Source organism: Corynebacterium sp. UMB10321 (genome assembly GCF_030228725.1).
GTDB lineage: Bacteria > Actinomycetota > Actinomycetes > Mycobacteriales > Mycobacteriaceae > Corynebacterium > Corynebacterium pseudogenitalium.
The window spans coordinates 264702-276628 of sequence record NZ_JASOZC010000002.1; the positions used below are offsets into that span (position 1 = coordinate 264702).

Sequence of the window (11927 nt, forward strand, 5' to 3'; positions counted from 1 at the left end):
TAAAGAAAGCTCCAGGATTTCTATAGAAACCTGGAGCTTTTTGCTTTGCCCTGCGAAGGATTGAACGCGGTTAGTCGAGCGCGCCACGAGCGACAAGTGCATCGCCGATCTGCTCCGCCCTTCGGATACTTCGCACGATGAGCGGTACGCCAAACGCGAGGGGAGAAAATCCCAGTCCTCGGGCCTTGCGGGCGTCGAGAACTTCCTGCGATGTCTGCAAGATGAGCGGGATGAGACGGAGCGTGAGGGCGATAGCGAGGCTGATTTTCTCAGTTGGTATTCCGAAACGGCCGAGCGGTTTGAGGCCTTCCTCGAGCGATACAAGGAGCGCTTCAACTGTTGTGGTCAGAGTAAGAAGGTTTGCGGCGAGAATCGTTGCGAACAACGTAATCAGCGTGATGCCAGCAAGCCCGATGCCATTTTGCCAAACAAGGAAAGCGCCCAGCATTGTGAGCAAGGGAAGAATTGGCACGAGCTGATTGGCAACGATTCGGATCGGAATTCTTGCCACGATGTACAGAACGAAGATCAAGCCTAGCAACGTGAGCGCGATTGGGAACGTACGCCCGAAGTTGGTCGCTATGAGGATGTACAGAATGAGCAGTACGAATTTCTTCTTTGGGCTCATACGGTGGAGCAGCGTTTTGCCTGGGACGTACACGCCCATTGGTAGCGAGTCAATCTTCACTGTTCGGCTCCATTAGCTGAGTGTAGAACTGAATCGAGTCTGCTGGTGTGCCGTCGTATGCAATGACGCCGTCGTTGACACAAACTACTCGGTCGAAGTCACTGAGTAACTCTAGATCATGGGTCACCACGATTGTTTGTTGATCAAGCGAGTTCAATTCAGCGATTATTCGCCGACGATTTCGCAGGTCAAGCAATGTCGTTGGCTCGTCTGCGATGATGGTGGTCGGTTCAGTCACCAGTACTGCGGCCAGCGCGAGAAGCTGTTTTTCACCGCCAGAGAGCGTATGAGGTGATTGTTCTGCCTTGTGTAAGAGTTTGAAGCGTTCCAGTACCTCATCGACGCGTTGCTCTTTCTCTGCCTTAGAGAGCTTGAACTTCTTCAATGAAAACGCCACGTCATCGTGGACTTGGGGCATGACGATTTGGCTTTCTGCGTCGGAGAACACGAACCCGACACGTCGGCGGACTTCAGCGCTGCGAGTTGCAAGCGGAATTCCGTCGTAGAATACCTCGCCTGTGCTCGGCTCTTCGAGCCCATTGATAAGCCGGACGAGCGTTGACTTGCCAGAACCGTTCGAGCCAATGATGCCGATCCGATGTTCCTGCAACGTGAGTGAAAATGGTTGGAGCAGTGTGTTGTCATTACGTACGACGCTCACGTCGTTGAAGCTGATCTGTGGCATGGAAAAATCCAGTTTATGCGCGACGGAGTGAGGGGAGTGCAGCGCGAACTGCGAATGCGATGAACACAATCACTAGCACCTTGGCGGTGTCAGGGATGACAAACGGTAGCTGTGCTGCCCATGCAGCACCAAAAGTCATGTTTGCGCGTGCCATCAATCCAAACACCCCAAAGAAGTACTGCAGGAACAGGCCAGCGAACCCGGCTCCAAGAAGGAGGGCGATATTCACGAAAGAGCTCTTGCTGGAAGCGCGGTAGGCGATGAGACCTGCAACAAATGCGCTTGCGATGTAGCCAACCAGATATCCGATTGTAGGGCTTCCCAGGGCATAGACGACGGTGCGTCCACCTGCGAGAACGGGAAGAGCAAGTCCGATGAGGAGGAACAATAGCACTGTGTAGGTTCCCCGTTTAGGGCCGAGCACGAGCGCCGCGAGAATACAAGCAGCGTTCTGCATGACGATTGGAACGCCGGCAGCGCCGACTGGAATAGAGACAAACCCGAGTACGATGATCACCGCCGCGAACACGGCGATGTATGCGAGGTCTTGGGCTTCAATCTTTGATTGCGGAATGCTTTTCGACATAGCGAGAATAGTACTTGAACGGTGTTCAGTTCGCTATGAAATCGTATTGATTTTTCTGCGCGTATATTTGAGGCCATGCGATTAACGGAGTTTCACCAACTCGTCCAGGATGAATTTGGGGCTGAACGGGCGTCATGGATTATTGAGACGCAACTTCTGCCTCGTCATGGGTGTACAGCCGCAGAGGTTATCGAAAATGGAGGCGATTTGCGCCAAGCCTGGGACGAACTTTGTGACGCCTTTGATGTTCCAGAGGCGCGTCGCCTTGGCGTAGATCGGCCAGGTTTCTAGCTACTCTCGCCGTTTTGTACTTTTAATTCGAACATGTATGCGTGTACACTCTGGTGATGTCTCGGCACTTGCCTATAGTCAGATCCAGATTTAGAAGTCATCGGGAACCGTAACCCTCGAAGGTGAGTCTAAACATGTGTGTGGGCGATGGCGTATGCAAAAACGCCGCCGCCGAACTCGAACAGAATGAACATTAAGGAGAACATGTAAATGGCTGCGAAAAAGAAAACCGCATCAGCCGCGAAAGATCGCCAGAATGCGCTAGATGCTGCACTCGCAATGATCGAGAAGGATTATGGCAAGGGGGCTGTGATGCGTCTCGGTGATGAGAACAGGCCTCCAATTCAGTCGATTTCATCTGGGAATACGGCTATTGACGTCGCTCTGGGTATCGGTGGCTGGCCGCGTGGCCGTATCGTTGAGATTTACGGACCTGAATCTTCCGGTAAGACAACTGTTGCGCTTCACGCCATCGCTTCCGCGCAGCGGGCCGGTGGAATCGCAGCTTTTATCGACGCCGAGCATGCTCTGGACCCGGATTATGCCCGCAAGCTGGGCGTCGATACTGATAACTTGCTCGTTTCTCAGCCAGATACAGGGGAGCAGGCACTGGAGATCGCGGACATGCTCGTCCGATCTGGCGCGATTGACATCATCGTCATTGACTCGGTTGCCGCACTGACGCCTAAGGCTGAAATTGAAGGTGAGATGGGTGACTCTCACGTTGGCCTCCAGGCTCGGTTGATGTCGCAGGCACTGCGGAAGATGACAGGTGCGCTGTACAACTCCGGCACTACAGCGATTTTTATTAACCAGCTGCGTGAGAAGATCGGCGTCATGTTCGGCTCACCCGAGACAACTACGGGCGGTAAAGCGCTGAAGTTCTACTCCTCGGTTCGTTGTGATGTCCGACGTATCCAGACGTTGAAGGACGGACAGGATTCCATCGGAAACCGAACCCGCCTCAAAGTGGTGAAGAACAAGGTTTCGCCACCATTCAAGATTGCAGAGTTTGACATTATGTACGGAGAGGGCATCTCTCGGGAATCGTCCATTATTGACATGGGTGTAGAGAACGGCTTCGTGAAGAAGTCAGGTTCCTGGTTTACCTACGAAGGCGATCAACTTGGACAGGGCAAGGAGAAGGCGCGCAATTTCCTGAAGGAGAACCCGGACCTTGCGGACGAGATCGAGCAAAAGATTTTCCGTGCATTGGGGGTTGGCGAATTTGCCGATGATGATGCGCTGACTGATGACCCAGTAGACATGGTGCCAAACATTGACTTCGACGACGAGGAAGAGCCAGCGAAGGCGAAGTAATACGTGGCAACACCAGATCCGGAAAAGGTTCAACGCCTGCAGGACGCACTTGCCGAATGGGAAGCTACCGGTGGGAACGGAGAACTCTTCAATTATGAACGTGAAGAAGCCCTCGCTCCAGTGCGGCAGCGTGCGTTAAGGTTGCTGGATCAGCGACCGCGATCAGAGCATGAACTCAGGGAGCGTCTTGTCAAGGCTGAGTTCCCAGCGCCTCTCGTTGATGAGGTACTGACGTCTCTTCGCGCATCCTCGCTTCTCGACGATCGGCGCTTCGCCCATGAATGGGTTCGACAGCGGGCGAAACGTCGAGGAAAGTCGAGAAGCTTTCTGGACCGCGAGCTCAGGGAAAAAGGAGTCTCAGAAACAGATCGGCGCGCCGCGCTCGCACAAATCAGTGACGAGGACCAACACGCAATTGCTGAAGCCCTCGCGGAAAAGAAGGCGCGAGAAGTGAAAACACCACCAGCGGGGCACGCGGAGTACACCCGCGCGCTGCGCAGGGTTGTCGGAGTGCTGGCGCGTCGAGGCTTTCCACAAGGTATGTGCATGTCTATCGCAAGAACTGCACTAGATACAAGGGTTGAATCACTTCGAGAGACTTCCTAGGGAGCAATTTGCGGCGTTTGGGCGGGGTAGTTGGCAGTGGCTAGAATGTTCAGCCGTGCCTGCGTAGACCCGCGTAATCAACCAGGAAAGGCGAACCAGATGGCTGCATCAAGGACATACGAAGTTCGAACCTTCGGATGCCAAATGAACGTTCATGATTCGGAGCGGTTGTCGGGTCTGCTGGAAGATTCGGGGTACGTGGCAGTTGAAGATGGGCAGGCCCCAGACCTCATCGTTTTCAACACCTGTGCCGTGCGTGAAAACGCAGACAAGCGTTTGTACGGAACGCTTGGACATTTGAAAAAGGTTAAGGAATCGCAGCCTGATTTGCAGATTGCGGTTGGTGGATGTCTGGCGCAGAAAGACAAAGACCACGTTATCCAGAGAGCACCGTGGGTAGACGCGGTCTTCGGGACCCACAATATGGGCTCACTGCCGGTACTGCTGGAACGTGCACGAGTACAGGGCGAGGCGCAAGTTGAAATTGCAGAAGCGCTCGAAGTATTTCCTTCTGTTCTTCCAGCGAAACGTGAAAGTAGCTATGCGGGCTGGGTTTCGGTGTCTGTCGGGTGCAATAATACGTGTACATTCTGTATCGTTCCGAGTCTGCGTGGCAAAGAAGTTGATCGCCGTCCGGGCGATATCCTCGCCGAGGTACAGGCGCTCGTGGATCAAGGCGTCTTAGAAGTCACTTTGCTTGGCCAAAACGTCAATGCTTACGGTGTGCATTTCGTTGACGAGGAAATGGAGCGAGATAGGTCCGCGTTTTCAAAACTGCTACGAGCGTGTGGCGAGATCGAAGGCCTCGAGCGTGTTCGCTTCACCTCCCCGCACCCCGCAGAGTTTACATCTGACGTCATCGACGCAATGGCAGAAACCCCGAACGTTTGCCCGCAGCTACATATGCCGTTGCAGTCGGGGTCTGACAAAGTACTCAAGGACATGCGCCGTTCGTACCGATCCAAGAAGTTTTTAGGCATTTTGGATGAGGTCCGTGAGAAGCTTCCTGAGGCTTCGATCACCACCGATATCATTGTCGGATTCCCAGGCGAGACGGAAGAAGACTTCCAGGCAACGCTTGATGTAGTTGAGAAGGCACGATTCACGTCCGCCTATACATTCCAGTACTCACCGCGCCCTGGGACCCCGGCGGCTGAAATGGAAAACCAGGTTCCGAAAGCTGTGGTGCAGGAGCGGTTCGAACGACTGCTTGAACTCCAGGAACGAATCAGCCTGGAAGAGAATGAAAAGCTCATTGGATCTGTGCAAGAACTCCTTGTTCAGCAGGACGAAGGTCGAAAGCACGAGACGACTCACAGAATGTCAGGACGCGCTCGCGACGGCAGGCTCGTGCACTTTGCTGTCGATGAGGCCAATCGATCTGCCATCCGTCCGGGTGACATTGTTACCGCTCGTATCACCGAAGCAAAGTCATATTTTCTGATCGCGGATTCTGGTGTGCTTTCACACCGACGCACACTCGCGGGTGATCACGCTGAGGCAGGCGAGGTACCAACGACTGCACCTGTTGGGGTGGGACTTGGAATTCCTACGGTTGCACGTCCAGACATCGTTCCAGTGACTAACGTAAGCAACACTGGCTGCTGCACGACTCCTGAAGCGTAAACCACGCGACTACTGGAAGGGAGACTTCAATGAAAATGGAATTAGGATCCGCGCGCTGGGTACTCGGTATTGCAAGTATTGGGTGGCTTGTTGCGCTGTTTTTGCCCTTCGTTGGTGACATTCCCGGATGGCAGGTGCTCGCGGTGGGCGAAGGCGCCCGCAGTGCAGATACCAAGATCACGGAGTACGTATTTGTATGGCTAGGCTTCTTAGGCGTAGGCGTTTGCACGTCGCTAGTGACGGTTTCGCGACGTTTCGGAATGGCCACAGCCGCGTGGATGATTTCAACAGTTGCCCTGGTTAGCTCGTTGCTGGCAGTGTGGCTGCGGAAGTCGAGTACCGGTGTTGCAGGAACGTTTCAGCACGGGCCCGGGTTTTACCTAGAAGTTGTCGCGGTACTCCTGGTCGTGTTGACGTACATTCCGCTGTTCGTGCGAAAGACAGCGGTTGCCCCGGAACTGCTCCGGAATCAGCCAAGCGAAATCGACGCGGATATCGCGGATGCGCAATTGAATGCGACGCGGACTCATCAGGAGCAAGAAACGAACCCACTGCTTGTCGATGACCGACGAGCGAACGCGGCACGACGCCACAAAAGAAGCAACTAGCTATCGAGCTTTGGTACGCCCTTCTGCCAGGCCGTCGCCTGGCTTATCCCGGTTGGGGCATAGTGGTCGAGAATGTGGCTCGCACCCGGCTGCGGGTTGGGATAAGAAGCGTAGATCTGCTTCGTTTGTGGCCAAATCGAGAGCGCGGCTGATATCGCAGAAGCCAAGGCGCGCTTGCCTAAACCGAGTCCCCGGCTTGCCTCCCGTACGTACACCAGCCCGATTTCTGCAACAGAATCTGCGTCATTCTCGAATTCTGCTACCTCTGCAAGCCCGACCGGTTTCCCTGAGACATCACGGGCAATGGCGGTGATCTGGGAACCGCCGCGGTCCTTGAGACGTGCAGCAGCGTCCTGAAGACGGGACGCAGACCACTGGACAGGCTCGAGCGATAGTGAACCACGAGGGTATTTCGCTGCGGACTCCTGGAGAGTAGCTAAGAAGGAGGGCAGATCAGTAGGGTCGAATGCCATGTCTTCAATCACGTCGCACCTATCATTCTGGTCAGGCGCCACGATAGCGTCCGCGTTGATAATTGCCTGTCGCTCACAGTGCGCCGGCGTGTAGCCGTCAGCGCGAAGGAATGGGTGCTCCGGTGCCCCCAATGGCTCCGTGATCCAAATCTGACGGATGGGACGGTGCAACTCTGCAGAAAGCGCGTCAATCAGCGCGAGCGCACTTCGCCACACGTGCGCCGGCTGCTCCTCCCCGGGAAGAGGAGCGATGGAGGCGTCGATAGTGACGTTCGCTTCTAACACATCGACGTCCTCAAGTAGAGGAAGCGATATGAGCACCCAGCCTTCGACGTCGTACAGATCATCCTCAGTCAGCACTGGGTAACCGAACGCTCCAAGGGACCGTGGCGCTGGTTTGCTACACAGCGCGAAGAGAAGCGCTAACGATTCTTCGGATCCCTCCAGGCGTTTCGCGAGATGGGCTGCACTCACTCCGGAGTGCGCTTCTCCCGTAATGTCCTGGATAGCAAGCGTGACTGAGAATGCGTAGGAGGAGACTGCGGCGTGTGACGGGTCGGCACTCCCTACGATCAAGGGATATAGCACTACTGCTCGTCGACGGCCTTCGCTGCGACGTTGGCAAACTCCTGCCACTGCTCAGCCTGTTCACGGAGCTTCGCCGCCTTGGAGGAATTCCCGGCTGCCTCAGCTTCCTGAGCCTGCTGCAGGAAGTGATCAGCTTTCTCCTGGAACTGATTCACCCGCGCTTGTGCCTCAGGGTCTGCTTTGCGCCATCGTGATTCCTCTGCATCCGCTACGCGCTGTTCCAGCCGAGCAATCTTGTCTTCGTACGTACGGACCTTGTTGCGAGGCACAAATCCAATTTCGTCCCACTTCTCCTGGAGCTCACGCAGCTTGGCACGTGCCGCACCTAGACCCTTCTCTGGAGTGATGAGCGCATCGTACTCATCTATAAGTGCGTCCTTAGCTGCAGCATTTGCTTCAAATTCGCGGTCGCGCTCCGCGTTTACGGCGTTGCGGGCGGCGAAGAAGTGATCCTGAGCAGCGCGGAACTGTGCCCACAGCTCATCGTCGACGCCACGTGGGGCGCGTCCGGCTGCTTTCCACTCATCCATCAGAGAGCGGTAGGCACGGGCGGTGGCGTTCCAATCCGTTGAGTCCTGGATTGCCTGCGCGCGGGCGATGATATCCTCCTTGATACGACGAGCCGTTGCGCGATTCCTATCGAGCTCAGCGAAGTGAGCCCCACGACGGCGATTGAAGGCATCGCGTGCACGCGAGTAGCGCTTCCAGAGCGCGTCGTCGGTTGTGCGATCGATACCGCGGATCGTCTTCCATTCTTCGAGGATCGCTCGAATCCTGTCCCCGGCAGCCTTCCAGTCCGTAGACTTCTCGGCGATCTCCTCAGCCTCGGCCGCTAGACTTTCCTTTTTGGCAATTGCGTTAGCCCGTCGGGTCTGCTTGAGTTCCTTTGCTTCGTGTTCCGCAACCTCTGTTTTGCGCAGTAATTCTTCTAGGCGTGCCTCGAGCGCTGCGAAGTCGCCAATTGAGGCGACGTCTTTCAGCGAGTCTTTCAGCTCAGTCACGCTGCGATGCAGAGTGTGTGCGTCCTCTGGGTGTGCAGTGAGTCGCGCCTCCAGGACTTCAGTTTCGACGATGAGGTCGTCGAAACGCTGCCCGTAGTGGCGAAGTCCTTCCTCGGGAGACCCGGCCTGCCAAGATGCGATCTGACGCTCAACGCCGTCACGGGTGACAAAAACATTGCCGGCATCATCGACGCGCCCGAACTTCGACGGATCAGTGTTCGCTGATGACGACTGAGCATGCGCGAGTGGAACAACCCGCTGTGAAGGAACAGACTGTGCCGCACCTGGACGAGGTCCGGGCTTCGGCGTTTGCTTCGGCATGGCAGCCGGGTTCGGACGTCCAGCTGGTGGCTGTGGCTTTGGAGTCGAGGAAGTCATGAAACAGTCCTTTCACAAATAGCTGTGCCGCGCGTCACGGCGCCGAGATACATAATCGACGGCATTCTCGTCTTCATAACTCTAGCGTGTTGCAGACGAACATGCGTCATGTGTCATGGTTTCAACTCCGAGAAAACCCCACTATGGTGGGCGAGGTGAATGAAGCCCGTGCCTGCCTACTTGTCATGCCTGGTTCGCCAGCTCTCGTGCGAGAACTCGCACCTGCTGACGAACCGTCGCAGCGTTTGCTGAACTCAATTAGAGAGACAGCCGGAAAACTGACGAAAACTATTGACATTGTGTGCAGCCACGACAGGAGATGGGCAACGCACCTTGCTGGCTCGTTTGCTGCCTGGGGAGCACCACACGTCGAAGTAGGAGGTGGGCACGTATTAGGCGAACTTGTCGCCAGATACTGCCTTCACGGGGCTACGGTGCGTGAGAGTCGTGAGCACCTGTTGCCGTTAGATCCTTCAGTGCTCACAGTGTTGGTAGTCGATGGACCTGCAGGGCTGACAACTCGCGCCCCGCTAGCGTTAATCCCTGCGGCTGCTGATACGAACGACAAACTCCAGGCTTTGTTGTCAGGAAAGCAAAGCTCCCTGATCCGTGAGCAGGAAATGCGAGACGCAGGAGTACTGGAACCAGATATTTGGCTTGAGCTACAAACACTGCAGCCAACGAAGGCCACACTCGTAGACGTAGACGACACGTTGGGCGTTGGTCGGTATGTTGCTTACTGGGAGGTAGAGCAGTGAACAAGGAGATCGGACACCAACCAGTAGCAATCGTCGGCCCGACGGCTTCAGGTAAGTCCTCGCTGAGTCTCGCGCTTGCGCACGAACTCGATGGTGAGATTGTCAACGTTGACTCGATGCAGCTTTACCGCGGGATGGATATCGGCACTGCCAAATTACCTCTCGCGGAGCGACAAGGAATACCGCACCACCTGCTTGATATCTGGGAGGTTACGAAAACCGCCAGTGTCGCAGAGTATCAGCAACGAGCGGTGGAGACCGTTGAGGAGATCTCCAATCGAGGAAAGCTGCCGATTCTCGTTGGTGGGTCCATGCTGTACATGCAGTCACTTGTCGACGCTTGGCAGTTCCCGCCAACCGACCCCGAAGTCCGCGGGCGCTACGAGTCTCTATTGAAGGAAATCGGAATAGATCGCCTTCATGCGCAGCTAGCTGCAGTTGACCCTGTGGCGGCGTCGATAATTGAAGACCGTGACCCCCGGCGCACAGTGCGTGCACTCGAAGTCATTGAGCTTACTGGTAAGCCTTTTCAGGCATCTCAACCCCCCAAAAACGCCCCTACACGCTGGGGTACGCGCATGATTGGGCTGGAGACAACCCCAGAGTGGCTCAACCCGCGGATTGCGCAGCGTACTGATGCGATGTTCGAGCAGGGGCTCATCGATGAGATTCATCGGTTGGTGGGCCAGGGATTAGCGAAGGATTCGACTGCTGGCAGGGCTATCGGATACGCCCAAGGACTTGGAGTTATCGACGGCCACCTCACCATCGACGAAGCCTGCGAGGACACCAAACTGCGAACGCGGCGCTATGTGCGGCGTCAGAAATCCTGGTTTAGGCGCGACAAACGAATCACTTGGATTGACGCGGCGAACTATGACGTTGCGGAACTAGTAGCACAGCTTGGTTGATTACGACGGACCAATTTCCCGAGCAGCGTTACGGGCAGCGACCCAGGCGTCCTCAAGCTCGAGGGCGCGCTCGTCCGCAATTCGAATCAGTTTTTCTAGGTGGACGCGTTCCAGGTCCGGTGACTGCAGGTAGGTGTTAACGCGCGCGAGAAAGCGCTGTGCCGCACTGTACTTGAGATGAAATTCGCTGATTTCGGGCACAGAAAGATCGGTGTTCGCAAGCGCGGGAAAATGAAGCGTTCGGTCGGCCAACGCCTGCGTCGAGCTGCCATGTTGCAAGTTATCAAACGCTTCAACGATGTCGCGGATGTCATCGCACGCAATCAGAAGCGATGAGCGAAGCGACTCTACTTCCGGGTTAGGAATAAAACGCCTGCGGTTCAAAAGCGCCGTGACACCAATCAGCCCGGCGATGATGGCGCCAGGAGTCTTGAGGAGCAGCACAAGCAGCACCATGACGGCGAAGATCAGGGCGCCCCACAGTGCTATGGAAAGATCACGACGTGCTGGATCCATGAGTAGTGCCTAGTTTCTAGCAGCCGCCACCGCAACCGCAGGAGCCACCACAACCACCACATCCGCCACCTGTAGGCACCGGGATGGTACCGACCATGACGGCGTTGCCTGCGATGACTTGGTCGCGTTGGGGGAGATCGCCATCAGGTAGGCAAACGTCGAATGGAAACGCGCCGTCGACTGAAACATGAATGAAGCGGTCACCCGTCAACTCCGACGTGCGGTATTCAGCTTCCAGCACGCGTGCGGAAAAAGTGGCTTTTGCATCGGGGGAGGAGGCTGCCCCAGTTGCAATCGCTTCGGCTCCTGCAGAAATGACTGTGCCAACCGTGCTACCAGGGTGCTCCTCAAGATAAGCAGAGGTGGATTCGTACGTGCTCACATCGAGTGCAAGGGCGGTCACGCTGAGCTCTTGCCACTGGATTGTGGGCTCATCGACGATCAATGGCTCCTGCGCCAGGTTTAGCGTCAGAGATCCGATTGGATTCCCATGTGGATCCACAACCTCAGCAAGCGCAACCACATCGGTTGCCGGGGTGATGTGCGCGTTTGTGCGTGTGATGCCCTCAAAGCCGGCAAAGGTGGCGAAAGGCTCAACTGCCAAGATATTCAGCTGCGCACCAGAGTGGTCCTGGTATTGGACCATTTGGCCGCCACGTACCTCACCGATAACACCGAGGCGACCGGATGCGATTGCAGCTTCTACCGCGTCTTGCCACTTAGGAAAGCTCAGGCCGATCGCTGCCAGATCCTTGTTTTCAGTCAGAGGTTGTTGGTTCATAAATGTGAAGCCTAGTCGAATGCGCTCTGAGGTGAAGAAATGTGGTGGAAGAAAAATGGGTGGGCTACCGTTGAGCAAGGAAGAAAGCGAAAAAAGTTACGTATACCCACT

General features: G+C 55.7%; 14 protein-coding genes. 7 read left to right on the forward strand and 7 right to left on the reverse strand.

Annotated elements, in window-relative coordinates; translation table 11 throughout:
- Positions 1-70: 70 nt before the first annotated feature.
- Genes QP752_RS04200 through QP752_RS04210 form a run of 3 tightly spaced genes read right to left on the reverse strand, consistent with a single transcriptional unit; the run spans position 71 to position 1959 of the window.
- Entirely contained in the window at positions 71-682 is a 612-nt protein-coding gene (locus QP752_RS04200) for an energy-coupling factor transporter transmembrane protein EcfT (RefSeq protein WP_284804644.1), read from the reverse strand.
- Positions 678-1373, reverse strand: a complete 696-nt coding sequence (locus QP752_RS04205; RefSeq protein WP_256059528.1) for an energy-coupling factor ABC transporter ATP-binding protein — start codon at positions 1371-1373, stop codon at positions 678-680. Before QP752_RS04205 ends, QP752_RS04200 begins: the two co-directional genes overlap by 5 nt.
- A 13-nt stretch (positions 1374-1386) precedes the next feature.
- Positions 1387-1959: a biotin transporter BioY gene (locus QP752_RS04210; protein WP_070362325.1), complete on the reverse strand. Its 573-nt coding sequence runs from the start codon at positions 1957-1959 to the stop codon at positions 1387-1389.
- 75 nt (positions 1960-2034) lie between these two features.
- Between QP752_RS04210 and QP752_RS04215 the strand changes: the two genes are divergently transcribed.
- From QP752_RS04215 to QP752_RS04235, 5 genes are all read left to right on the forward strand, one after another.
- A complete protein-coding gene (locus QP752_RS04215; protein ID WP_071572546.1) occupies positions 2035-2250 on the forward strand; it encodes a DUF3046 domain-containing protein in 216 nt (71 codons plus the stop codon).
- A 210-nt stretch (positions 2251-2460) separates the two neighbouring features.
- Positions 2461-3570 (forward strand): recombinase RecA, encoded by a 1110-nt coding sequence (gene recA, locus QP752_RS04220; protein ID WP_071572547.1) that lies wholly within the window; start codon positions 2461-2463, stop codon positions 3568-3570.
- A 3-nt stretch (positions 3571-3573) separates the two neighbouring features.
- On the forward strand, positions 3574-4176 hold the full coding sequence (gene recX, locus QP752_RS04225) for a recombination regulator RecX (RefSeq protein ID WP_284804592.1): 603 nt from the start codon (positions 3574-3576) through the stop codon (positions 4174-4176).
- 99 nt (positions 4177-4275) lie between these two features.
- Positions 4276-5802 carry a tRNA (N6-isopentenyl adenosine(37)-C2)-methylthiotransferase MiaB gene (gene miaB / locus QP752_RS04230; protein WP_070362327.1) on the forward strand — a complete coding sequence of 509 codons (1527 nt, stop codon included), beginning with the start codon at positions 4276-4278 and terminating at the stop codon, positions 5800-5802.
- A gap of 29 nt (positions 5803-5831) precedes the next feature.
- The gene (locus tag QP752_RS04235; RefSeq protein WP_070362328.1) at positions 5832-6410 is read left to right on the forward strand and encodes a hypothetical protein; all 579 of its coding nucleotides are present in this window, start codon (positions 5832-5834) and stop codon (positions 6408-6410) included.
- On the opposite strand, the gene QP752_RS04240 is transcribed toward QP752_RS04235, so the two are convergent.
- The gene (locus tag QP752_RS04240) at positions 6407-7459 is read right to left on the reverse strand and encodes a GNAT family N-acetyltransferase (protein WP_284804594.1); all 1053 of its coding nucleotides are present in this window, start codon (positions 7457-7459) and stop codon (positions 6407-6409) included. The two genes, QP752_RS04235 and QP752_RS04240, sit on opposite strands and share 4 nt — an antisense overlap.
- Positions 7460-7470: 11 nt before the next feature.
- Entirely contained in the window at positions 7471-8793 is a 1323-nt protein-coding gene (locus tag QP752_RS04245) for a DUF349 domain-containing protein (RefSeq protein ID WP_284804646.1), read from the reverse strand.
- A 491-nt stretch (positions 8794-9284) separates the two neighbouring features.
- Between QP752_RS04245 and QP752_RS11375 the strand changes: the two genes are divergently transcribed.
- Both QP752_RS11375 and miaA read left to right on the forward strand, forming a co-directional pair.
- Positions 9285-9608 carry a hypothetical protein gene (locus tag QP752_RS11375; RefSeq protein ID WP_320072698.1) on the forward strand — a complete coding sequence of 108 codons (324 nt, stop codon included), beginning with the start codon at positions 9285-9287 and terminating at the stop codon, positions 9606-9608.
- Entirely contained in the window at positions 9605-10519 is a 915-nt protein-coding gene (miaA, locus tag QP752_RS04255; RefSeq protein WP_240492805.1) for a tRNA (adenosine(37)-N6)-dimethylallyltransferase MiaA, read from the forward strand. The genes QP752_RS11375 and miaA overlap by 4 nt, the downstream gene beginning before the upstream one ends.
- Here miaA and QP752_RS04260 read toward each other — a convergent pair whose 3' ends face one another.
- Both QP752_RS04260 and QP752_RS04265 read right to left on the reverse strand, forming a co-directional pair.
- Positions 10520-11035 carry a hypothetical protein gene (locus QP752_RS04260; RefSeq protein WP_252930829.1) on the reverse strand — a complete coding sequence of 172 codons (516 nt, stop codon included), beginning with the start codon at positions 11033-11035 and terminating at the stop codon, positions 10520-10522.
- 16 nt (positions 11036-11051) lie between these two features.
- Complete coding sequence (locus QP752_RS04265) at positions 11052-11816, reverse strand: hypothetical protein (RefSeq protein ID WP_070976745.1); 765 nt, start codon at positions 11814-11816, stop codon at positions 11052-11054.
- Positions 11817-11927: the final 111 nt, after the last annotated feature.

Coding starts and splice junctions, on each gene's coding strand:
- QP752_RS04205 (WP_256059528.1), bottom strand. CDS start 1,373: ATGCCACAGATCAGCTTCAACGACGTGAGCGTCGTACGTAATGACAAC.
- QP752_RS04210 (WP_070362325.1), bottom strand. CDS start 1,959: ATGTCGAAAAGCATTCCGCAATCAAAGATTGAAGCCCAAGACCTCGCA.
- QP752_RS04215 (WP_071572546.1), top strand. CDS start 2,035: ATGCGATTAACGGAGTTTCACCAACTCGTCCAGGATGAATTTGGGGCT.
- recA (WP_071572547.1), top strand. CDS start 2,461: ATGGCTGCGAAAAAGAAAACCGCATCAGCCGCGAAAGATCGCCAGAAT.
- miaB (WP_070362327.1), top strand. CDS start 4,276: ATGGCTGCATCAAGGACATACGAAGTTCGAACCTTCGGATGCCAAATG.
- QP752_RS04235 (WP_070362328.1), top strand. CDS start 5,832: ATGAAAATGGAATTAGGATCCGCGCGCTGGGTACTCGGTATTGCAAGT.
- QP752_RS04245 (WP_284804646.1), bottom strand. CDS start 8,793: ATGCCGAAGCAAACGCCGAAGCCCGGACCTCGTCCAGGTGCGGCACAG.
- QP752_RS04260 (WP_252930829.1), bottom strand. CDS start 11,035: ATGGATCCAGCACGTCGTGATCTTTCCATAGCACTGTGGGGCGCCCTG.
- QP752_RS04265 (WP_070976745.1), bottom strand. CDS start 11,816: ATGAACCAACAACCTCTGACTGAAAACAAGGATCTGGCAGCGATCGGC.